Here is a 21618-nt window from a genome sequence, read left to right as displayed (position 1 = left end):
CCCCGTCCCGCCCAGCCCGCAGTACCCGTCCGGGTGTTTGCTGCCCGAAAGGTACTGCTGGTGGCAGTGCTCAATGGCCAAGAGGGGCCGCTGCGGCGTATGCGACGAGGTTCGCGAAGCGCAGCCACACGAGCAGATGACCGTTCAGGGGCGCGTAGCCCGGACGGATGAGGCTCTCGATTCCGAGGATCGTCTCGGCCAGGGCGTCTCGCGTCGGGGCGTCCACATGGCCGAGGTTCGTGAGGTACGAGGTGGCACAGCTGTCGAGGCGGGCGTGCAGGTCGGCCAGCTGCTGGGCCTGGTTGTCGCGGTACAGACTCTCGTCCGGGAAGGGGAAACGCTGGAACGTCGTGTGGCGGTTCGCTACGGCAGCGATGAGTCCCAAGCGAGAGGGTTCCGTTTCGCTGGGCCAGAGGGGTCCCGTCATCTGCGGTGTGTCGATGCGGCGTGGGGTGCGTCGGCCGGCCGCTTTCTCCGCGTGACGCCGGACGGCGAAGGCATCGACCTCGTTGAGCCGGACCGCTCGGCTGGCTTCCAAGGTCTCCAGCGCGCGCAGCAGGGCCGCCGGGTCTCTGCGGAGATCAGGGGAAGGGCGTGCCGTCGCAGCGAGGTAGGCCCAGGTCGCGTTGAAGCCCAGTGGACAGTACTGCCCGACGGCACATCTGAGGGAGGTGTGCCGTCGGGCGAGTGGCAACTGCTCGTCGCGCACCCTGCGCGCGTAGGTTCTGAAGCCCATCCGGCGACGTCAGCCTTCGGCCTTGGCCACGCCGATCGGGCAGGACACGCCGGTGCCGGCGAGCCTGTTGTGCCATGTGTTCCGTCGCTCACCTCGTGCGGTGGGCGAGCAGGCGGGCGACACCATGTCTCGTCGTCTCATCGGTTCCTGCTCAGGACGCGTACTTGGCCTGCGGGCCGGTGAGCCGGTCGACGACGAGTGCGAGCCAGCCGCTGGGTGAATACGGTGCCGGAGGGTCGACCTCCATGCCCAGCTCGGCGAAGGCGAGGGCGTAGTCGGACTCGTCGAGGTCGAGCGTGAGGAGTTCGTGCAGCTCGCCGACGAGCCGGGCGACGAGATGGGGGTCGGTGGAGGTTCGGTAGTCGTCGATGGCCGCGTCGTGGTCGTTGAACTCGTCCGGCATGTCCTGCGAGAACCAGCCGCCGAGGAACTGGCCCAGCTCGGGGAAACGGGCGCGCCATTCCCAGTGGGTGGCGGGGGTGTCCGGGGGCGGGGCCTCGCCCTCCTCGATGCTGTGCTTCAGGTGATCGGCGAGGCAGTGCAGCCACTGCTGGATCTTGTCTTCGGGCAGGCCGACGTCGGGGATCGCGTAGAACTCCCCGAGGCGCAGCCGCAAGCGTCCCGGTGGATTCTCGGCGTAGTCCCGCAGCTGTCGCTCGGCGATGGCGAGAGCCCACGGCCGCCTGTGCCAGGTCTGCCGGAGATAAGCAGTCAGGGCTTGACTGGCCTCGTCCGGGGTGTCGTCGGCCGGCTGCCCGGTGTAGGCGCGGATCACCTGGTCGAGTTCGCCGTAGCGGCGGTCGTGTTCGAGGGGGCTCAGGGGCACGGTGGTCAGCCTCTACGGGTCGTCTCTACAGGTAGATGGGGAAGGTGGCGTGGACGGTGAAGCCGTGGGGGCGGGAGGTGTCCCGCTTGAGGACCACGCGGGCCGCCCGGACATCGACGGGCTCCCGCCCGGCCAGCATCATCGCCTGCAGAAGGACGCGTCCGACCGGCTCGGGCCGGGACGGCCAGGACGCCTCGATGGTCAGGCGCGGGCGCGTGGACTGGGCCAGCCAGCGATGGATGGCCTGCTCGTTGACGGTGACGACCTGCTGGGTGGCCCACTGGGCGGTCTCGCGGTCGGGGTAGGTGGCGGAACGGGTGCGCACCTTCGGTGTCCTCTCCTGGGAGCTGTGGGGCAGCGATTGGCTAGTCGTCCTCGAAGCGCCAGAGCACCAGGACGTTCTCGTCCGACACCCCGATGAGACAGATGTCGATGGTGGTGCCGGCAAGGGCATTGGCGTGAAAGGACGAGGCCAGGAAGTCGGCCTCTTCACCGTCTTCCGCGTGCCCGTGATTGGTGAAGAAGCGTGCGTTATTTCCCACGGCGTTCAGGACGTCCCGCAGACATGCGTCGCGTTCCACATCCGGTGTGCGAAGGGATTTCAGAGGGCCGTACAAAAGAGATCCGACCGAAATCAGCCCGGCCAGATCCAGGGCTTTGGGGGGTGCGACCTGCAGGATGCCGTCTCGCAACTCCGTGCGGTCAACCTGCCGGAGCACGGGATGCTCCTGGATCGTGTCCATGACGGTGTCATGCCAGTCCACGCCTTTGCGCGCTACGAGCGCGACGAAAGACCCCTTCGACGACACACGCAGATCGGGGCCGCTTCCCCCGTCCGCGCTTGCTCCGGTTACTCCCATGTCGCACCCCCGTCTGGTCGGCATCTTGTGTCCCGACAGACTTAAGGATCTTACGGAAGGGGCACCAGTAACGGATGTACGGGGGGAACAGAGCGAGACGCCAGACAGCGGCGCGCTCAGGTCTCGGCAGACGCGACGCCAGCCAGGTACGTCGCAACCCACGCGGCCGTGGTGTCATGCGATCGGTGATCGATGCCATGGCCGGTTGGACGGAGCTCAGCCCGGTCCAGTTACTCCTCCGGTACTTCCGGCGCCGAAGCGATACCCGTCGGGCGGGATGCCCCCCAATTCGTTTCGAAGGGGGTACTTAGCTTGGCCCCCGTCCCACCGAGCCTGTGCTGTCATGTGACCCACTAAGCAGCAGGCTGGACCTCGTATTGCTGTGGTGGCCTACCCATTTCCCGGCGCCACCACTGCCCGTCGGCGTCCATGAACCTGAAGACAAGCACTAGACCGATGCCTGAGGCATGGCTGACAGGCTCACCAGAACCATCGATCAACTGCACCTTGGCCGCGAATGATTTTCGTGGTTGAAGGAGGCACGCGGTCTGGGTGTTGGGTCCGGAGGTGGGGTCGAGTCTCCAGCCGTCACCAGGGAGCGCAGGGTGGCGCCGGACATCGATGACTTCGACATCCGTGACAGCGGTGGGGCTGCCGTTGGTGATCTGTACATCGATCGTCGTACCGCTTGTCCACGGAGCCGATGCGATCACCGAAGCCGCTCGTCCTTGGGCTGCCCTGGCGTTACGCGCGGCTGCCTCTCGGTCGACTGCGAGGGTTCGCCGGTGTTGGGTCCGCCACGCTGCAACGGTGACCGCCATGCCGCCGGCCCCGCCGATAGCGCCGATCGCACTCCAGAGTTCACCCATGTCTGTCAGCCCGCCCTCCCAACAGCCCCGATCAGAGGATCGATCGAGGGCTTTGCCTAGCTCTCAACAGGCGCAATGCCCGTCGGACACGAAGCACCCCAGTTAGTTTCGAACGGGGTACTTAGCTTGACCCCCGTCCCGCCCAGCCCGCAGTACCCGTCCGGGTTTTTGCTGCCCGAAAGGTACTGCTGGTGGTAGTCCTCGGCCGGGTAGAAGGTGCGGCTTTCCGCGGGGAGGAGTTCGGTGGTGATGGTGCCGTAGCCGGAGGAGGTCAGGACCTTCTGGTAGGCGGCGCGGGAGGAGGCCGCGGTGGCTGCCTGGGCGGGGGTGTGGGTGTAGACGGCGGAGCGGTACTGGGTGCCGACGTCGTTGCCCTGGCGGAAGCCCTGGGTCGGGTTGTGGGACTCCCAGAAGACCTGGAGGAGGCGCTCGTAGGAGATGAGGCCGGGGTCGTGGACCACGCGGACGACCTCCGTGTGGCCGGTCAGGCCCGAGCAGACCTCCTCGTAGGTGGGGTGCTCGGTGAAGCCGCCTTGGTAGCCGACCAGGGTCGTGTACACGCCCGTCGGGAGCTGCCAGAACTTGCGCTCGGCGCCCCAGAAACAGCCCATGCCGAAGTCGGCGATCTCCAGGCCCTCGGGGTAGGGACCGAGGAGGGGGTTGCCGAGGACGGTGTGCCGGTCGGAGACCGTGAAGATCGGCTCCGGGCGGCCGCGCAGTGCCTGTTCGGCGGTCGGGAGCTGAGGGGTACGGCTGTGCAGGAACATGCGGTCTCCACGGGTCACAGGGGCACGGGGCCGGGGCGCCGTGGTGTTTTCAACGTGTGAGCCCCGGTCGTGATTCCGGGGCTCGTACGTCCTCAGCGGGGCAGTGACGCCGGCGTTCCGCCGTTCGCCTCGTAGCCCGCCACCGCCAGGGCGCGGTAGAGCGCGTAGTCAGCCGCGGGGTCGGGTGTCAGGGTCCAGGGGAGGGCGCCCACGTGGCCGTCCACGTGCACCAGCTGGTTCATGGCCTCCGCCCAGCGCTCGCCGCGGACCAGGAAGAGCACCAGGAGGTGGCGCACGTGCGCCAGCATCGGGTCGTCGGGGCGGGCCGCGTGCACCGCGTAGAGCGCGCCGTGGACCGCCTTGGTGACGACCTCGCTCTGGTAGAAGCCGCGGACCAGGTTCACCTCGGGGAGGTGCTCGAAGACCGCGAAGAGCGGCATGGCGGCCAGCAGGGAGCCCTGAGGGGCGCGGGCCGCCGCGGCCTCCGCGAAGGAGTACGCCACCTCGCGCGAGCCGTGCCACTTCTCGCACCAGTAGTGCAGGGCTGCCAGATGCGCGCCCATGTGGGCCGGCGCGCGGTCCAGGATCTTCAGCCAGAGCGCCTCGAACTCCGGCTGGGAGTAGGCGAGTCCGCGGGCCACCGACAGTTCGATGATGTACGGGATCGGGTCACCGGGGGAGAGCAGGGCCGCCTCGCCGCATGCCGTCCTCGCCTCCTCCATGATGATCCGGAACTCGTCCGTCCCCGGCGTCGACGTCCGCCACGCCTGCTGCACCAGGAACTCCGCGTGCACCGCCGCGCCGCCCGCGTCCTTGGGCTTCTCGGCCCGCCACACCCGCAGCCACTGCCCGCCAGGCGTCTCGCTGACCCCGCCCGGGCGCTGCTGCAGCTCCAGGGACGCGGCGCCGGCGAAGGCCTGCACCCGCTGCCAGCGCGTCTCGCCCGAGATCTCCGTGCCCGCCAGAAGCTGCGAGGCCGCTTGGTAGTCCTGTGTGCGCTGCACCAGGTCCAGGACGTCCAGGAGATCCCCGTCCGGTCCTGGCATGCGGATGTCCAGCTCCTCCTGACGCAGGAATCCGTAGTTCTCCGGGTCCGCCGCGTCCGGGTCGCCGGGCGAGACCAGCTGAATGCCGGTGCGCCTGCGCCTGAGGACCGGCAGCAGGACCAGGCTGAACATGGCCAGCGCCATCAGGACCCAGAGAATCTCCATGCCTCAAGCGAACCAGACGGGTCCGACAATTGGCCAACCCGGTCCGGTTCCGATCCGGTCCCGGCCGCCCGCGCAGACCACGAGGTGCCCCCGACCGGACCGTGAGGCGCCCCGCACAGGCCGTGAGCCGCCATCAGCCCCGCGGGCGCACTACGCTCGGGACCCATGAGCGACAGGCACATCAGTCAGCACTTCGAGACCCTCGCGATCCACGCGGGCAACACCGCCGATCCCCTCACCGGCGCGGTCGTCCCGCCGATCTACCAGGTCTCGACCTACAAGCAGGACGGCGTCGGAGGGCTGCGCGGCGGTTACGAGTACAGCCGCAGCGCCAACCCCACCAGGACCGCCCTGGAAGAGAACCTCGCCGCCCTGGAGGGCGGTCGTCGCGGCCTCGCGTTCGCGTCCGGACTGGCGGCCGAGGACTGCCTGTTGCGTACGCTGCTCAGCCCCGGCGACCACGTGGTCATCCCGAACGACGCGTACGGCGGTACGTTCCGCCTCTTCGCGAAGGTCGTCTCGCGGTGGGGCGTCGAGTGGTCCGTGGCCGACACCAGCGACCCGGCCGCCGTACGGGCCGCCCTCACGCCGAAGACCAAGGTCGTGTGGGTGGAGACCCCCTCCAACCCGCTTCTCGGCATCACCGACATCGCCGCGGTCGCGCAGATCGCGCGCGAGGCGGGCGCCCGGCTCGTCGTCGACAACACCTTCGCCACCCCCTACCTGCAGCAGCCGCTCGGGCTCGGCGCGGACGTCGTCGTGCACTCGCTGACCAAGTACATGGGCGGCCACTCGGACGTCGTCGGCGGCGCGCTGATCGTCGGCGACCAGGCGCTCGGCGAGGAGCTGGCGTACCACCAGAACGCGATGGGCGCGGTCGCCGGGCCCTTCGACTCCTGGCTGGTGCTGCGCGGCACCAAGACGCTCTCGGTGCGCATGGACCGGCACAGCGAGAACGCCACCAAGATCGCCGACATGCTCACCCGGCACGCGCGCGTGACCCGCGTTCTCTACCCGGGCCTCCCGGAGCACCCCGGTCACGAGATCGCCGCCAAGCAGATGAAGGCGTTCGGCGGCATGGTCTCCTTCCAGGTCGAGGGCGGCGAGGAAGCGGCCGTCGAGGTCTGCAACCGCGCCAAGGTCTTCACCCTCGGTGAGTCCCTGGGCGGCGTGGAGTCCCTGATCGAGCACCCCGGGCGCATGACGCACGCGTCCGCCGCCGGCTCGGCCCTGGAGGTCCCCGCCGACCTCGTCCGCCTCTCCGTAGGCATCGAGAACGTCGACGACCTGCTCCAGGACCTGCAGCAGGCCCTCGGCTGAACCCACCTCGGCCCCTCGGGGTCACCAGCCCGTCAGTGGTGGGGTCGTCTGCGAAGGCGGCTCCACCCAGGGACGGGCCATCGACGCCCACACCACGAAGGCGACGGCCGCGGCGAACAGCAGCAGCCACATCACCCGCCGGGCCAGCGTCCTGCGGCGCAGCATCCGGCTCCCGCGGCGCACGACGTCCGCGTACAGGTCGGGCGGCACGGGGGGCTGCTTCTGCTCCAGCAGCCGCCGTACGTTCGCCTCGCGCTCGGGCAGGTTCACGACCGCACCACCAGCCTCACGACCGCACCATGGTGCTTCATGACGGCACCACCTTCGCCATGGCCGGTGCCGGTCCGCGCGGCGGGTGCAGCAGTGTCGTCATCGCCCGGGCACAGATCGCCCGGACCCGTTCCACGGGGAGCCCGAGCAGGGCCGCAGTCTGTTCCTCGGCGACCCCCTCGTACATCCTCAGGACCAGGATCAGCCGCTCCTGGGGCGTCAGCCGGGCCAGGACGGCCACGGAGCCGGATGGGGATGGGGATGGGGATGGGCGGGAGCGTCCCAGAGCTCCGTACTGGTGCCACGCCCCACGCGCGAAGCGGACGGCCAGCTGCTGGCGGGCCCGGTCGTACGGGTCCTCACCGCGCAGCCGGTCCCAGGAGGCGTATGTGTGGGCGAGTGCCAGGGTCAGCAGGCGCCGCGCGCGCGGATTGGCGTTCGGCGGCTCCGCCGTGAGCAGTGTGGCGGCATGCAGCAGCCGCCCTGCCGCGCCCGCGACGAACGCCTCGAACTCCCGGGCCCGGCGGGCGCTTTGGAGCGCACGCCGTTCTCGCACCACGCCTCCCGCCCGAGGGCGACCCTGACGGAACCAAGGGCCCGGCCGTGTACGACGGGCCGCACCGCGTGCGACAAGGACCCGGTCTCATATGAGGCCAGACGCGGCCCCGCGGTCAAGAGTCCGGCGCACACACGTGTGAAGCCGAAAAGACACGCGCGGGTGAAGCCGCAAGCACACGCGCGCGTGAAGGCTCAGGAAGGCGGCGGGAAGGTCAGGAAGCCGGCTGTTCCCCCGCCGCGCCCCCCGTCGTGGCCATCCGGGACGAGAGCGCGCTGTTGAAGCGCGTGAGGAGCGAGCAGAAGGCCTCGCGCTCCTCCGGCGCCCAGTCGTGGGTCAGCTCGGCCATCAACTGACGCCTGGAGGAGCGCACTTCGTCGAGGCGGGACTGCCCGCGCGGCGACAGCTGGAGCACCACGGCGCGTCCGTCCTCGGGGTGCGAGGTCCGCTTGACGAGACCGGTGTCGACCAGCGGGGCCACCTGCCGGGTGACCGTCGAGGAGTCGATGCCCATGCTCGCGGCGAGCGCCTTGACGCCCATCGGGCCTTCCTTGTCGAGGCGGTTGAGCAGCAGGTATGCGGCGCGGTCCATGGAGTTGCGGACCTGCCCCACCCCGCCGAGCCGGGTCTGTTCGGCACGGCGCGCGAACAGTGCGACCTCGTGCTGAAGCGTGTCGAGAAGACCGGTGTCACCGACGGTCGTCATGTCCATCGACATCTCTGGTGTTGTGGGCATGGCCGGGGGCTCAATTCATGCGTGGGGAGCTGGGTTGGGGGAAAGGGTACGCGGCTCGGACGCGGGTCGTACCGACGCTGAGTAAAACCGGTCTCGGCCCGTGGTCACACCAGGAGTCCTCGGGTGTGAACTGCGAGACTGGTGGTCATGAGCTACAGCACGGCCGACTCCTTGCCCAGGGTGACTCTGGACGACGTACGAGGCGCCCAGAAGATGCTCACGGGCGTGGCGCGGATGACCGCTATGGAGGGCAGCAGGTACCTGTCCCAGCTGGTGGGCGCCCCGGTGCACTTCAAGTGTGAGAACCTCCAGCGCACCGGCTCGTTCAAGCTGCGTGGCGCGTACGTGCGGATCGCGGGGCTGCTTCCGGAGGAGCGCGCCGCGGGTGTGGTCGCGGCCAGCGCGGGCAACCACGCGCAGGGCGTCGCCCTCGCCTCCTCGCTGCTCGGCGTGCGCTCGACGGTCTTCATGCCGACCGGCGCCCCGCTGCCGAAGGTCGCGGCCACCCGCGACTACGGCGCCGAGGTGAGGCTGCACGGTCAGGTGGTCGACGAGACGCTGGCCGCCGCCCAGGAGTACGCGGCCGAGACGGGCGCGGTGTTCATCCACCCCTTCGACCACCCCGACGTCATCGCGGGTCAGGGCACGGTCGGCCTGGAGATCCTGGAGCAGTGCCCGGAGGTGCGCACGATCGTCGTCGGGATCGGTGGCGGGGGGCTGGCCGCGGGTATCGCGGTCGCGGTGAAGGCGCTGCGCCCCGATGTACGGATCATCGGCGTGCAGGCGGCGGGCGCGGCGGCGTATCCGCCCTCGCTGGCGGCCGGGCGCCCGGTGTCGGTCGACAACCCGGCGACGATGGCCGACGGCATCAAGGTCGGACGGCCCGGCGATGTGCCGTTCCGGATCGTCGAGGAGCTGGTGGACGAGGTCCGCACGGTGTCGGAGAGCCACTTGTCGAGCGCGTTGCTGCTCTGTCTGGAGCGGGCCAAGCTGGTCGTCGAACCGGCGGGCGCGAGCCCCGTCGCGGCGTTGCTGAGCGAGCCCGGGACCTTCGAGGGCCCGGTCGTCGCGCTGCTGTCGGGCGGCAATGTGGACCCGCTGCTGATGCAGCGCATCCTGCGCCACGGCATGGCGGCGAGCGGTCGCTACCTCGCGGTCACGCTCCGGCTGACGGACCGTCCCGGTGCTCTGGCCACACTTCTCGGGGTGTTGTCAGTGGCGGACGCTAACGTCCTCGATGTGAGCCACGTACGGACCGATCCCCGGCTCGGGCTCACGGAGGTGGAGGTCGAGCTGCACCTGGAGACGAAGGGTCCGGAGCACTGCGCCGAGGTCGGCCGCGCCCTGCGCGAGGCCGGCTACACGGTCATCGACTGATCGAATGATCGACTGAACATTCATCGTTCGAGGTCAGGGCCCCTGTCCTCGGAGCCTGGAAAAATCTGTTGAGTAACGCGATACATCGCGTTACGGTGTGTGTCGCGCCCGGTCCTCGCCCGGCCTCTCGCTGTGCTCGTCGCAGTCTGTGAGGCGGGACGAGACGGGCAAAGGTAAGAAGTTACCGTGAAAATTCCCCAACGACGTGGAGAACTCACATGCCAGGCGCCATCTATGCCGAAGGCCTGGTGAAGACCTTCGGTGACGTAAGGGCTCTGGACGGCGTCGATCTCGATGTCCCGGAAGGCACCGTCCTGGGCCTGCTGGGACCGAACGGCGCGGGCAAGACGACCGCCGTCCGCTGTCTGACGACCCTCCTGCGCCCCGACAGCGGCAAGGCGGTCGTCGCGGGCGTCGACGTGCTCAAGCACCCCGACGCGGTACGGCGCAGGGTCGGCCTCTCCGGACAGTTCGCGGCCGTCGACGAGTACCTGACAGGCCGCGAGAACCTCCAGATGGTCGGCCAGCTCTACCAGATGAGGGCGAAGGCCGCGAAGGTCCGCGCGGCCGAGCTCCTTGAGCAGTTCAACCTGACGGAGGCCGCCGACCGCCCCGCGAAGACGTACTCGGGCGGTATGCGCCGCCGGCTCGACCTGGCCGCCGCGCTGGTCGTCTCACCGCCGGTGATGTTCATGGACGAGCCGACGACCGGCCTCGACCCGCGCAACCGGCAGCAGCTGTGGGAGGTCATCAAGCAGCTGGTCTCCGGCGGTACGACCCTGCTGCTGACCACGCAGTATCTGGAAGAGGCCGACCACCTCGCGCACGACATCTGCGTGGTCGATCACGGTCGTGTGATCGCCCGTGGCACCGCCGACCAGCTCAAGGCGCAGACCGGCGGCGAGCGCGTCGAGGTCGTCGTGCACGAGCGTGAGCACATAGCGACGGCCTCGGAGGTGCTCCGCGGCTTCGGCAAGGGCGAGACGACCGTCGAGGAGCACACCCGCAAGCTCACCGTGCCCGTCACCGGCGGCGCGAAGCTCCTCGCGGAGGTCATCCGCGAGCTGGACTCCCGCGGCATCGAGATCGACGACATCGGGCTGCGCAGGCCCACGCTCGACGACGTCTTCCTCTCCCTGACCGGGCATGTCGCCGAGGTGAAGGACGAGGAGAGCGGGGCGGCGGGGGACGCGAGGGGCCGCAAGCCGAAGAGGGACCCCGCGACGAAGGACCCCGCGAAGAACGAGTCCGCGCAGACGGAAACCGCGCAGACGGAGGCCACGAAGTGAGTGCCGTGACAGACGCCGTCCCCGCGACGGCCCCCCAGGGCGCCGTCGTCCAGTCCGTGCGCGACTCCCTGGTCATCGCCCGGCGGAACGTGATCCGCATGACCCGGATTCCGAATCCTGATCGCTCGTCTCAGCCAGGTTCCATCTCGCCGCGCATCCGAGACCGGCGGCCCAACGCCTTGAAGGGGCAGGCGAAGTGAGCGCTGTGAACGATTCCCTGGTCATCGCCCGCCGGAACTTGATTCGGATGACCCGAATTCCCGAAATGATTCTTTTTGGGCTAATTCAGCCAATCATGTTCGTGGTGCTGTTCACGTACGTGTTCGGCGGTTCCATGCAGATCGGCAACAGCGCCGATCTGGACGTCTACAAGAACTTCCTGATGGCGGGCATCTTCGCGCAGACCGTCACGTTCGCCACCGCCAGCTCCGGTGCGGGCATCGCCGACGACATGCACAAGGGGCTCATCGACCGGTTCCGCTCGCTGCCCATGGCGCGCGGCGCAGTGCTGACCGGGCGTACCGTTGCCGATCTCGTGCAGACGGCCTTGACGCTGTTCGTCCTCGCGATCGTCGCGTTGCTCGTGGGTTGGCGCCCCGGTTCCGTGGAGTCGACCAACTTCGGGAAGATCTTGGGCGGCTTCGGCCTGCTGCTTCTTCTGGGGTACGCCTTCACGTGGATCGGCGCGCTGATCGGCCTGTCGGTGCGCACACCGGAGGCGGCCACCTCAGGTGGACTGATCTGGCTCTTCCCGGTGACCTTCATCTCGAACGCGTTCGTGGACTCCAGCAAGATGACCCCGTGGCTGCGTCACATCGCTGAGTGGAACCCGTTCAGCGCGACCGTTCAGGCGTGCCGCAAGCTCTTCGGCGACCCAGGCCTGTCCCCGTCCGATGCCTGGCCGATGCAGCACCCCGTGTGGGCGTCGCTGATCTACTCGATCCTGATCATCGTCGTCTTCCGCACGCTCGCGGTCCGCAAGTACCGCCGGGCGACCGGTTGATGGCTCTGCTTCCCCGGAACTGCCTTGACGGCACGCCGCTCTGAGGCCCCTCTCGATGGGGAGGGGCCTCAGGGCTGTACGGGGCAGCCGCGATGCCGGCGGCAGGTCTTCTCGACGGCCGTCGAGAGGTTCTGGAGGAGGTGCCAGCGATCTGCCACCTTCAGTGCGTCGGGCGCTGCTTGGCTGATGGCCTCGGTGAAGGCCATCCGCCGGTCACGGCACACGATCTCGGCGCCGGGGTGCTCATGGAGCCAGGCGGCGACCGTGCTGGTTTCGCGATCCGGCAGCACGTCCACCGGCCTGGACATCTCGACGTCGACGAGGACTGTTCCATTGGTCCGTCCCCGGCGGAACGCGAACTCATCGATACCAAGGACCGGCATCGCCGACGACATGCACAAGGGCCTCATCGACCGCTTCCGCTCGCTGCCCATGGCGCGCGGCGCGGTCCTGACCGGCCGGACCCTCGCCGACCTGGTGCAGACGGCCCTCACCCTGGTGGTTCTCGCGGTCGTCGCCGTCCTGGTCGGCTGGCGCACGCACGAGAACTTCGGCAAGGTGCTGGCCGGATTCGGCCTGCTGCTCCTGCTCGGCTACGCGTTCTCGTGGATCGGCGCGCTGATCGGCCTGCCCGTACGCACCCCCGAGGCGGCCACCTCCGGCGGCCTGATCTGGCTGTTCCCGCTGACGTTCATCTCGAACGCGTTCGTGCCGTCGGAGAACATGCCTACGTTCTTGCGGACCATCGCGAACTGGAACCCGTTCAGCGCCACCGTGCAGGCCTGCCGCCAGCTCTTCGGCTACCTCCCGGCGGGCTATCCGGTGCCGCCGCCTGGCCCATGCAGCATCCGGTGTGGGCATCGTTGCTGTGGTCCGTGCTGATCGTCGTGGTGTTCCGAACGCTGGCGGTTCGCAAGTACCGTCGGGCAGACGCTTGATCACGCTTCTTCGCTGTGTCCCCTGCGTGGCCTAGGAGCAGCCTGACCAGCAAGGATTGACCAGAGGCCCTGGCAGACGCCGGGGTCTCTGTCGTTGCCTGTCAGGAGGTGAGGATGGAGATGCCGTCTCCGAGCAGTTTCAGCCCGAGAACGAAGAACAGGACTGCCATCACGGCGACATTGTGCTGGGCCGCCCAGTCCTTCCAGCTGCCGAGCGTGGTTCTGGCTCGCTCTCCTCCGAGCAGGAAGACTCCCAGGGGGGCCAGCAGGCCGAGGGTGGCGATCAGGACGAAGATCGCCAGCGAGGCGATCTCCTGCCCTACCGGCAGTCCGGCTGAGCCGATGGAGGCGGCCGCGGCGATGGTCAGCGGGGCGTTCTTGGCGTTGAGCGCGGCCAGGGCCAGTCCGAGTCCGAAGACCTTGACCGGCGTGAGGCGGTCGATCGCGCCCATCCACTTCGGCAACTGGGCTTGTGAGGGATCCTTCGGGCGCCGGTGCCACAGCCGGGTGCCGAAGAGGACGAGGAGCACGCCCAGAGCGAGCTTGAGGGCTCCTACCCAGGTGGCCGGGTGATTGTGGGCGGAGGCATTCGCGGGGGAAGCGATTGCCAGCATCGCCGCGCCCAGTGCCGAGAGCCCCACGATCCAGCCGACGGTGAAGAGGGGGCCGTTGAGGCGTCCCCGAGGCGTGGCGAGTATGAGGATGATGGCGATGATCGGGAGCGGGCTGATCGCGACGGCGGCCGCAAGACCCAGCACGTCACCGAGAACTTTGCCCATGATTACCTCCTGGTGGGTGGGGCAGGGCGGCGATCGAGTTGAGCAAGGCTGGGCGGGAGTGAGCGACCAAACCGCTTGGGCGGCCGGCTGTGGGACTGCCGTGGACATACGCAGGCCTGCTGGGGAGCCCTGGGCCGGGGGCGCAGCCATCCCGGAGGGGGTCCCCATGAACGGCGGACTCCTCGGCACGGCCCCGGCAAGGCGGCTGCCGGAGAACGTGACGACGGCCGGCTCGGCAAGTTCCCGTTCCATCTTCCTGCGCCTTTCGGGATCTGTCCTCGGGAGCTCCTCAGGACGCGGGGACCCTGGCCTTGGTCTGCTGAAAACCTGGAGAAGATGGACTTTCTGTCCTTCACACCCTGGCGGGTCACCGCCGAGCACGCCCCCTGGGCAACATCATGCGGTCCCGCAAGGAGGTCTACCGGCGATCCTCCATCGAGCGTCACAAGCTCAACCAGCAGCCGCGCACAGAGCCGCGCAGCGCCGACCAGGTACTCGGCCCGGCCCGATGAAGCCGCTTCGGCGGCCTTTCGGCCAGTGCCTCGGAACTACCCGGGGGAGGCTCGGTCCCCTTCAGTTCGTCGCCGCGACATGGATGACGACTTTTCCCCGCCGATGCTTCTTGCGCAGCGCCTCATACGCGTTGCGCGTGTCGGTCAGTGCGACGACGCGGTCCACGACCGGGGCGAGTCGGCCGTTCTCGATGAGCCGGGTGATCGCATCCAGCTCGTCGTGGTTCGGCTCGACGATGAAGAACGCGCCGTGGGCACCGTGCTCGGCTGCCTTCTTCGGATCCGGCGGCGACACGATGCTGACGAGGACGCCGCCTGGCCGCAGGACGCTCCAGGACCGTGTCTGCGTCTCGCCCCCCACCAGGTCCAGTACGGCATCGACGTCCTTGACGTGGTCCTCGAAGCGGGTGCCCGCGTAGTCCAGGACCTGTTGGGCGCCGAGGCCGGTCACGAAGTCACTGTCCTGTGCGGCCGCCGTCGCGGTGACCCGCAGGCCGAGGGCGGAGGCTATCTGTACGGCGAACGAGCCGACGCCCCCCGCCCCGCCCAGGATCAGGACATGCTGTCCGGCCTTCACAGCGGCGTGGTCCACCAGCGCCTGCCAGGCGGTGAGCGCGGCCAGTGGAACAGCTGCCGCCTTGTCGTGTTCCAGCCCTGCCGGTTTGGCCGCCAGAACATCGACCGGCACGCTGACGTACTCGGCGGCCGCTCCGTCACGTGTGAACGGGATGAGCCCGTAGACCTCGTCCCCCACGGCCACAGCGGTGACCCCGGGGCCGAGCTCGGACACGACCCCGGACACCTCATGGGAGGGGACGATGGGGGTGCGGTCCTTGCCGGTCGCGTCGAGGCGGTCGGTCCAGGTGGCGTCCCAGGTGAGTTCGTCGGAGGTGATGGAAGCCGCCCGAACGGCGACGAGCACCTCGCCCGGTGCAGGCTGCGGACGCGGCGCCATCTCGTACACGAGCTGCTCGGGTCCGCCACGGCTGTGGGCCCGTATGGCGTGCATGGTGTTCACGAGGCGATCACTCCAAGTAGTCGGCCCGCATCCCCTCTTCATGGTCGCTCATGGAACGTGCTCTCGACAGTCGGCCGCTGGGCTATTCAGGCTGTGGCTCCTCGTAGGGGATGCGGCTCAGGTGCAGGATCGCCCCCACGGTGCCCCACTCGTGGCCGCCGAGTTTGGTGAGCGGACGCAGACGTTCGGAGCTGGGCCGGTCGTCGACGACGTACTCCTCCTTCACTGCGGCGTGGAGCACCCGTCCGAAGACGAGGGTGGAGTTGCCCATCCGCAGGGTGGTGTGCGAACGGCACTCCAGGACGACGGGGGAGGCCGCCACCCTGGGCGGCCGTACATGCAGGCTTGGTTCGCGGTCGATTCCCGCGACGTCGAATTCGCTCACCGTCCGGGGGAAGTCGGTGGCAGTCGAGTTGATCAGCTCCAGCAGCGGTTCGGAGGAGAAGTTGACGACGAACTCTCCGGTGTTCTCGACGTTGCGCAGGGAATCCTTGCGGCCGATCGAGGTGAACTGCACGATCGGCGGGTCGGTACTGGCGATGCTGAAGAAGGAGTGGGGGGCGAGGTTCTCGGTGGAGCCGTCCGACGTGACGGTGGAGATCCACGCGATCGGACGAGGGATGACAACCGACGTCATGAACCTGTAGAAGGCATCCCCGCCCATGGCCTCGGGGTCGTAGTCGATGCGCATGGTGGCAAGTCTCAAGTTCCACACACTGTGTGCGGGGCGCGGCACGCCTGACGGTGGTGACGCGGGCGTGACGATGCCCCCGGCGCGGCCGGGGGCATCGTCACGGTGGTCGGTCCCGGCTCAGCCCTTGTAGGGCTCGGCCTTGAGGATCTTCACCGAGGCGAGCTTGCCGTTGGGCAGCTCGTACTGGGCGTCCTCGCCGATCTTCTTGCCGTTCACGCCGGAGCCCAGGGGGGACTGGGGCGAGTAGGTCTCGATGTCGGCGCTGGCGTACTCGCGCGAGGCGAGCAGGAAGTCCAGGGTGTCGTCCTCGTCGCCGTCGAAGGCGATGGTGACGACCATGCCGGGGGCGACCATGCCGTCCGCCGCGGGAGCCTCGCCCACCTTGGCGTTCTCCAGGAGCTGGGTCAGCTGGCGCACACGGAGCTCCTGCTTGCCCTGCTCTTCCTTGGCCGCGTGGTACCCGCCGTTCTCGCGCAGGTCGCCCTCCTCGCGCGCGGCCGCGATCTTGGCGGCGATCTCCGTGCGCGCAGGACCAGACAGGTAGTCCAGCTCGGCCCTGAGCTGGTTGTACGCCTCCTGGGTCAGCCAGGTGACGTTCTCGCTGGTCTGGGTCACAGGTGCTCCTCGTAGGTACTGGGAATACAAAGCATCGCCCTACCCAGAAGAATGTGCTTTCACGGGTGGGCGAAACCACGAGCCTAACAATTCCCAGGCAGAAGGGGGAGGACATAAGACATCAGAATTACGTCAACGCAGGTCAGCGCGTAGGTACCACGGGTGATGCGGGAGGCGGCGGGCGGTGCAAGGGGTACTACAGCGGGTGGTGTCAGTCGGCGTGGCAGCCGAGCAGCTCCGCCGTGCCGCCGCGGGAGGTGGTACGGAGTGTGACGACCTTGTCGATACGGGAGGAGTCCTGGTCGAAACGGAAGTCCGCGCGGCCCACCTCGCTGCCGTCGTCGGCCTGTGAGCGCAGCGTGCAGTAGCCGTGGGCGCCCGCGTCCTTGCGCACCTCCAGATGCACCTCGACCGCGTTGTCCGAGACGGCCTTGAAGGTGATCACCTCGGCGCTGATCTTGTTCGAGAAGACGTAGTAGAACGCGAACCAGCCCATCAGGGCGAGCAGGGCCACGCCCAGCACACTGCCGATGACCTTGAGTTTCCGGTCCGCGCGCTCGTCCTCGGAGCGGCCGTACCGGCCCTCGGGCAGCTGTGTGCTCGCCGTGCTCATGATCGTCCTCTCGGGGACGGGGTCCCGGAATTATTCGTCCCCCGATTCCGTCACTATAGAAGCCGCCCATGACGCCGAAACACGCCGGGCGCCGACTTGCCGACTGGCTTCACCGGCCGACTTACTGAGGATCGAGTCTTGACTGACCAGCTGCGACTGATGGCCGTGCACGCCCACCCCGACGACGAGTCGAGCAAGGGCGCGGCCACCATGGCGAAGTACGTGTCCGAGGGGGTGGACGTGCTGGTCGTGACCTGCACGGGCGGGGAGCGCGGCTCCATCCTCAACCCGAAGCTCCAGGGCGACCAGTACATCGAGGAGCACATCCACGAGGTGCGCAAGAAGGAGATGGACGAGGCCCGCGAGATCCTCGGCATCAAGCAGGAGTGGCTCGGATTCGTGGACTCCGGCCTTCCGGAGGGTGACCCGCTGCCGCCGCTGCCCGAGGGCTGCTTCGCGCTCGAGGACGTGGACAAGGCGGCCGGAGAGCTGGTCAGGCAGATCCGCTCGTTCCGTCCGCAGGTGATCACCACGTACGACGAGAACGGTGGTTATCCGCACCCCGACCACATCATGACCCACAAGATCTCGATGGTGGCGTTCGAGGGGGCGACGGACACCGAGAAGTACCCGGAGTCCGAGTACGGCTCGGCGTTCCAGCCGCAGAAGCTCTACTACAACCAGGGCTTCAACCGCCCGAGGACCGAGGCATTGCACAACGCCCTCCTTGAGCGCGGTCTGGAGTCGCCGTACGGGGACTGGCTGAAGCGGTGGAGCGAGTTCGAGCGCACCGAGCGCACGCTGACCACGCACGTTCCGTGCGCGGACTTCTTCGAGATCCGTGACAAGGCGCTGATCGCGCACGCCACGCAGATCGACCCCGACGGCGGCTGGTTCAAGGTCCCCATGGAGATCCAGAAGGAGGTCTGGCCGACCGAGGAGTACGAGCTCGCCACCTCTCTGGTCGATACCTCCCTCCCCGAGGACGACCTCTTCGCGGGCATCCGCGACAATGCCTGATATGAGCGCAAGCCTGGCACTGACGCACCTCGTTCCCCTCGCCAAGGAGGTCGACGAGAACAAGGTCACCCCCGGCGTCCTCGGTTTCATCGTCTTCGCGGCGTTGGCCCTGGCGGTGTGGGGCCTGATGAAGTCCATGAACCGGCACATGGGGAAGGTCACCTTCGAGGAGGACTCGGAGCGGCCCGGGAAGGGCGCCGCGGCGGCCTCCGGCAAGGGGAGCGGCCCCGGTGCCGGCCCCGGCGGGAAGGCCTCGCCCGCGAAGGGCTGAGCCTGGTGTGCGGACTCCGGCCACGGGTGGCCGGAGTGCGCACCCGCACCCTCGGCACCGTCCTTTCGTACGCAGGGATCCCTCCGTACGCGGGGGCGGCCGTCGGCGTGGCCCTACCGTGGCCCGCCGCGGTCACAGCGTGGCCCGCTCCAGCCTGTTGTCCATGCCGCACTGCAGGGCGTACGCGAAGCCGAGCGGGTTGCTCCACGCGTCGGCGAAGTGCCGGGCGAGCCCGTGGACGATCTCGCCCGCGGTCTCCCGCCCGCCGAGATAGCGGGTGACGTACGCGTGGGCGTACTCGGCGGCGAACAGCTGCGGCATCTCGATCTGCGGCGCCAGCACCCCGCCCGCGCCCGCCTCGATGACCGCGCCGCCCAGGCGCGCCGGCTCTGCGGTGGCGGGCAGCCCGGCGTAACCGGCGTTGAGGAACACCAAGGGGCGCTGCGGGAGCAGGAGTTCGGCGGGGCCGCGCTCGGCGAGGACCGCAGGGACGTCGATGTCCTTGCCGTCGCTCAGCCGCAGGACGAACAGCGGGGCGCTGTCGTCGGCGACGGATCTGAAGTGCCCGTGGCACCAGAAGTACATCAGCTGCTCGTCGAGCCCGCCGGAGCGCAGGGCGCGCAGCAGTTCGTCGCACAGGGCGCGTTCTACGCGGACGGTGCCGGTGGCGAGGGCCCTTTCGACCTCGGCGGCCCGGGTGACGCCCTCCGGATCGATGCCCTTGTCGTGATTCAGGCTCACCACCGGTGACGAGGGCGGCAGCCGGGCGTGTTCGTCGTCGGCAGGTACCGGGAAGTGCGGGTGGTGGCCGCCGGTCTGCTCGATCTGGTGCCGGTAGCCGAGGAAACGGCGGAAGGTGTCGCTGCCGGGGCCGCCGGGCCCGTTCGCGGTGACCTCGGGCAGCGCGAGCATCGGCCAGGGCAGGAACAGGTCGGAGTCGACGCGGATGCGCAACGGCTCCTCGCGGCTCAGCGCGCCGGTCAGGATCTCGCCGAAGCGCCGGGTGCCCCGGTCGCCGTCGCCGAGCAGCTCCCCGTACAGCAGGTGGGAGCCGTGGCGGGCGAGCTCGTCGAGGATCCCGCGCAGTTCCTCCCGGGGCTCGGCGGTGAGATCCGGGCAGGTGGCGTACGGGAAGTGGGGGCGGCCCCCGACCGGGATCCCGCGCTCGTCCACGGGCTGGAAGTCGACCAGTTCCCGTTTCCACAGCGCCCGCAGATGCGCGGCGGCGGCGGTGACGGCGGCCGGCTTCACATTCAGCCTGAGGGCGTGCTCGGTCGCGGACGGGGGCGCGGCCGGGCCGTACATCCGGGCCCGGATGTGGTCGTCGGCATGGGCGTCGAGGGCGAGGACCAGGTCCGGGTGACGGACGGTGGGGGCCGGGTGGCGGGTGAAGCCGAGGCTGGGGTCCTGGACGACCTGGCTGAGAAGTTCGCGGGCCATCGGACTCAGGCCCTCCGCGCGGACGCGGGGCGGGGCGCGGGAGTGGCCGCGGTGGGCCGGTGCGGCACCGGACCGGACGGGACCACGTCGATTACAGCCTCGACCTGCTGGAGGACGGTCCCGGTGGCCGGGTCCTCGACGGTGAAGCGCAGCCGGTGCGAGCCGGGGCGGTGAGGGGTGAAGCGGAACTCCGCTCCGTCGGCGGGGACGCCGTGCGGGGGGTCGATCTCCGCGTGGCCGAGGGAGGCCGCGCGGGCCGTGAGCGGGGGGAGCGGGGCGGCGGACCAGGGGTGCCCCGGCCCGGGTACGACCTGGAGGGCGATACGGGCGGGCACGTCCGGGACGGGTACGTCGTCGAGCAGGGTCAGCCGGACGTGGGCCCTGGAGTCGTCCGGGCGGTCGCGGTCACCGGGGCGCGGGAAGCCGGGACGCGGTTCGGGCTGGGTGTCACGGGCGGCGCGCGGGATCAGCGGATCGCCGGCCTCGGTCCACCCGAGCGTGTCCAGCAGGGCGGCGGGGTAGCGGCAGGCCAGTTCGTACGGTGGCTCGCCGCCCGGGGACGGTCCGGCTTCGGCGAGGTCCACCCAGGCCTCGCCCGCCTCGTCGCCGATCCCATGGAACACATGGCGGATCTCGGCCGCCCACTCGCCGTTCAGGAAGCGGTGAGCGGGGGAGCGGAGCGCGTACTCGAGCATGGTCCAGGCCCGCCCGTGCGGGCAGTCCGCCTCTTCGAAGAGCGCCAAGGCCCCCTCGAACAGCCGGTCAGCCTCGCGCCGCCGCTCGTCCGTCCCGCCCGTTCGATGCGCGCCGTCCGTCCCGTCCGTCCCGTCCGTACGGGCCAGGGTCAGCGCGTGGTGGTGCAGTGTCCATGCCGTCCCGAGCCGGTCGGAGACCTCATGGAAGCGGCGCAGGACGTCCGTGAACTCCTCCTGCCAGGGAAAGCCGGGCTCGTCCGCCCGCGCCACGGTCCACCGCAGGTGCGCCCAGGCGGCGCCGCGCCGGTCGCCCGCGCGCTCGTGCAGCCGGCGCGCCTCGGCGAGGGCGTCCAGGTCCGGGGAGCCCGACCGAGCAGCGAGCCGCGCGAGTTCGCCGCCCGCCCACGCCACGCCCCGGGCCTCACCGATCGCCCGGAACGTCTCCCGCGCGGCGCCCAGCAGCCTCCGCGCGTCCTCGGCCCGGCCGCGCAACAGGCACATCCGGCCGTACAGGAAGACCGCCCACGCCTCGCCGCGCCGGTCGCCCGCGACCTGGTGGGCCTCCACGGCCCGCCTCAGCAGCGGTCCGGCCGCCCGCGGATCACCCCGGTCGCAGTGGACGGCGGCCCGGGTGAGCAGCGCCCAGCCGTCGGCGCACCGGTCGGAGGGGAGGGCGGAGGCGCCCTCCCGGGCGTCCGTCGAGCCCACCAGAAGGAAGGACTCCGACTCGGCGAAGGCGCTGATCAGGTCGGAGAGAAGGGACCCGTCAGCCGTCCCGGTGGGGATTCCGTCCGCCGTCCCCGCGGGGACTCCGTCCGCCGTCCCCGCGGGGACTCCGTCCACCACCACGACGCAGGGATGCACGGCGAACACGCCCCGGCAGGCCTCGACGACCGTGTCCGCCATCTCGCCCGGCGTCCGCCCGGCCTCCCCCGACCGCTCCCCGGCGTCCGCCACCCGTAATCGGTGCACAGGAAGTCCCGCCTCGTCCGCGACCTCTCGTGCCACCGCGTCGAGAAACGCGGACCGGTCCGAGTCGGGTCCGCCGCTCACCACCAGGAGCCGCTTGGTCTCCAACTCCCGCCGTGCCGCGGCGAGTTCGCGCGTGCGCCCGACGAACGACACCGAAGTCCCCCTCGTACCCGAACATCCCCACCGTGCTAGGCCCTGTCGTCACATTCTCGTCTACCCCGCCCTCCGGGC

23 protein-coding genes and 1 pseudogene are annotated in these 21618 nt (G+C 69.5%); 7 read left to right on the top strand and 17 right to left on the bottom strand.

The genetic code is table 11. The annotated features are described in order from the left end of the window. Positions 1-70: 70 nt before the first annotated feature. The 6 genes from ACFVWD_RS36095 to ACFVWD_RS36070 form a co-directional block, all read right to left on the bottom strand. On the bottom strand, positions 71-736 hold the full coding sequence (locus ACFVWD_RS36095; protein WP_389602279.1) for a hypothetical protein: 666 nt from the start codon (positions 734-736) through the stop codon (positions 71-73). A gap of 151 nt (positions 737-887) precedes the next feature. Next, positions 888-1562 carry a contact-dependent growth inhibition system immunity protein gene (locus tag ACFVWD_RS36090; RefSeq protein ID WP_389602277.1) on the bottom strand — a complete coding sequence of 225 codons (675 nt, stop codon included), beginning with the start codon at positions 1560-1562 and terminating at the stop codon, positions 888-890. A gap of 25 nt (positions 1563-1587) precedes the next feature. After that, complete coding sequence (locus ACFVWD_RS36085) at positions 1588-1887, bottom strand: RNase A-like domain-containing protein (protein ID WP_389602275.1); 300 nt, start codon at positions 1885-1887, stop codon at positions 1588-1590. Between the two features lie 40 nt (positions 1888-1927). Continuing rightward, the gene (locus tag ACFVWD_RS36080; protein ID WP_389602273.1) at positions 1928-2305 is read right to left on the bottom strand and encodes a hypothetical protein; all 378 of its coding nucleotides are present in this window, start codon (positions 2303-2305) and stop codon (positions 1928-1930) included. Between the two features lie 1042 nt (positions 2306-3347). Then, entirely contained in the window at positions 3348-4058 is a 711-nt protein-coding gene (gene msrA, locus ACFVWD_RS36075; RefSeq protein ID WP_389602272.1) for a peptide-methionine (S)-S-oxide reductase MsrA, read from the bottom strand. A gap of 92 nt (positions 4059-4150) precedes the next feature. Next, the gene (locus ACFVWD_RS36070; RefSeq protein ID WP_385374878.1) at positions 4151-5269 is read right to left on the bottom strand and encodes a hypothetical protein; all 1119 of its coding nucleotides are present in this window, start codon (positions 5267-5269) and stop codon (positions 4151-4153) included. Positions 5270-5434: 165 nt separating this feature from the next. On the opposite strand from ACFVWD_RS36070, the gene ACFVWD_RS36065 reads away from it, so the two are divergent. Then, entirely contained in the window at positions 5435-6589 is a 1155-nt protein-coding gene (locus ACFVWD_RS36065; RefSeq protein WP_389602270.1) for a cystathionine gamma-synthase, read from the top strand. A gap of 21 nt (positions 6590-6610) precedes the next feature. On the opposite strand, the gene ACFVWD_RS36060 is transcribed toward ACFVWD_RS36065, so the two are convergent. The 3 genes from ACFVWD_RS36060 to ACFVWD_RS36050 all read right to left on the bottom strand — a co-directional run bounded on the left by ACFVWD_RS36060 (position 6611) and on the right by ACFVWD_RS36050 (position 8133). Further along, positions 6611-6859: a hypothetical protein gene (locus ACFVWD_RS36060; protein WP_168510718.1), complete on the bottom strand. Its 249-nt coding sequence runs from the start codon at positions 6857-6859 to the stop codon at positions 6611-6613. 37 nt (positions 6860-6896) lie between these two features. After that, on the bottom strand, positions 6897-7415 hold the full coding sequence (locus tag ACFVWD_RS36055) for a sigma factor-like helix-turn-helix DNA-binding protein (protein ID WP_389602269.1): 519 nt from the start codon (positions 7413-7415) through the stop codon (positions 6897-6899). A 214-nt stretch (positions 7416-7629) separates the two neighbouring features. After that, the gene (locus ACFVWD_RS36050; RefSeq protein ID WP_060899016.1) at positions 7630-8133 is read right to left on the bottom strand and encodes a MarR family winged helix-turn-helix transcriptional regulator; all 504 of its coding nucleotides are present in this window, start codon (positions 8131-8133) and stop codon (positions 7630-7632) included. 165 nt (positions 8134-8298) lie between these two features. Here ACFVWD_RS36050 and ilvA point away from each other — a divergent pair, with 165 nt between their 5' ends. From ilvA to ACFVWD_RS36035, 3 genes are all read left to right on the top strand, one after another. After that, a complete protein-coding gene (gene ilvA / locus ACFVWD_RS36045; RefSeq protein ID WP_389602267.1) occupies positions 8299-9528 on the top strand; it encodes a threonine ammonia-lyase in 1230 nt (409 codons plus the stop codon). 218 nt (positions 9529-9746) lie between these two features. Then, a complete protein-coding gene (locus ACFVWD_RS36040; RefSeq protein WP_389602265.1) occupies positions 9747-10817 on the top strand; it encodes an ATP-binding cassette domain-containing protein in 1071 nt (356 codons plus the stop codon). A gap of 196 nt (positions 10818-11013) precedes the next feature. Further along, positions 11014-11820 carry an ABC transporter permease gene (locus tag ACFVWD_RS36035; protein ID WP_389602263.1) on the top strand — a complete coding sequence of 269 codons (807 nt, stop codon included), beginning with the start codon at positions 11014-11016 and terminating at the stop codon, positions 11818-11820. A gap of 68 nt (positions 11821-11888) precedes the next feature. On the opposite strand, the gene ACFVWD_RS36030 is transcribed toward ACFVWD_RS36035, so the two are convergent. Beyond that, positions 11889-12203, bottom strand: coding sequence for a transposase (locus ACFVWD_RS36030; protein ID WP_389602261.1), 315 nt, complete (start codon positions 12201-12203; stop codon positions 11889-11891). On the opposite strand from ACFVWD_RS36030, the pseudogene ACFVWD_RS36025 reads away from it, so the two are divergent. After that, positions 12199-12758, top strand: a pseudogene (locus ACFVWD_RS36025) (ABC transporter permease); the annotation flags it as partial. The gene ACFVWD_RS36030 and the pseudogene ACFVWD_RS36025 overlap by 5 nt on opposite strands. A 101-nt stretch (positions 12759-12859) precedes the next feature. On the opposite strand, the gene ACFVWD_RS36020 reads toward ACFVWD_RS36025, so the two are convergent. The 5 genes from ACFVWD_RS36020 to ACFVWD_RS36000 all read right to left on the bottom strand — a co-directional run bounded on the left by ACFVWD_RS36020 (position 12860) and on the right by ACFVWD_RS36000 (position 16989). Next, entirely contained in the window at positions 12860-13537 is a 678-nt protein-coding gene (locus ACFVWD_RS36020) for a GAP family protein (protein ID WP_389602259.1), read from the bottom strand. A gap of 573 nt (positions 13538-14110) precedes the next feature. Then, on the bottom strand, positions 14111-15058 hold the full coding sequence (locus ACFVWD_RS36015; protein WP_389602301.1) for an NADP-dependent oxidoreductase: 948 nt from the start codon (positions 15056-15058) through the stop codon (positions 14111-14113). A 91-nt stretch (positions 15059-15149) separates the two neighbouring features. Continuing rightward, on the bottom strand, positions 15150-15758 hold the full coding sequence (locus ACFVWD_RS36010) for a flavin reductase family protein (RefSeq protein ID WP_389602257.1): 609 nt from the start codon (positions 15756-15758) through the stop codon (positions 15150-15152). A gap of 120 nt (positions 15759-15878) precedes the next feature. Next, positions 15879-16376, bottom strand: a complete 498-nt coding sequence (greA, locus tag ACFVWD_RS36005; RefSeq protein ID WP_054234773.1) for a transcription elongation factor GreA — start codon at positions 16374-16376, stop codon at positions 15879-15881. Positions 16377-16587: 211 nt separating this feature from the next. Then, positions 16588-16989 carry a DUF4307 domain-containing protein gene (locus tag ACFVWD_RS36000; RefSeq protein WP_351428046.1) on the bottom strand — a complete coding sequence of 134 codons (402 nt, stop codon included), beginning with the start codon at positions 16987-16989 and terminating at the stop codon, positions 16588-16590. A gap of 159 nt (positions 16990-17148) precedes the next feature. On the opposite strand from ACFVWD_RS36000, the gene mca reads away from it, so the two are divergent. After that, a complete protein-coding gene (mca, locus tag ACFVWD_RS35995; RefSeq protein ID WP_389602300.1) occupies positions 17149-18009 on the top strand; it encodes a mycothiol conjugate amidase Mca in 861 nt (286 codons plus the stop codon). Continuing rightward, the gene (locus tag ACFVWD_RS35990; protein WP_389602256.1) at positions 18002-18280 is read left to right on the top strand and encodes a hypothetical protein; all 279 of its coding nucleotides are present in this window, start codon (positions 18002-18004) and stop codon (positions 18278-18280) included. The genes mca and ACFVWD_RS35990 overlap by 8 nt, the downstream gene beginning before the upstream one ends. Before the next feature lie 132 nt (positions 18281-18412). Here ACFVWD_RS35990 and ACFVWD_RS35985 read toward each other — a convergent pair whose 3' ends face one another. Both ACFVWD_RS35985 and ACFVWD_RS35980 read right to left on the bottom strand, forming a co-directional pair. Beyond that, complete coding sequence (locus tag ACFVWD_RS35985) at positions 18413-19720, bottom strand: hypothetical protein (protein ID WP_389602254.1); 1308 nt, start codon at positions 19718-19720, stop codon at positions 18413-18415. A gap of 5 nt (positions 19721-19725) precedes the next feature. After that, positions 19726-21540 carry a tetratricopeptide repeat protein gene (locus tag ACFVWD_RS35980; RefSeq protein ID WP_389602252.1) on the bottom strand — a complete coding sequence of 605 codons (1815 nt, stop codon included), beginning with the start codon at positions 21538-21540 and terminating at the stop codon, positions 19726-19728. Positions 21541-21618 lie beyond the last annotated feature (78 nt).

The organism is Streptomyces sp. NPDC058086, from assembly GCF_042885015.1.
Classification (GTDB): Bacteria; Actinomycetota; Actinomycetes; order Streptomycetales; family Streptomycetaceae; genus Streptomyces.
This window is presented reverse-complemented; position numbering and strand designations above follow the sequence as displayed.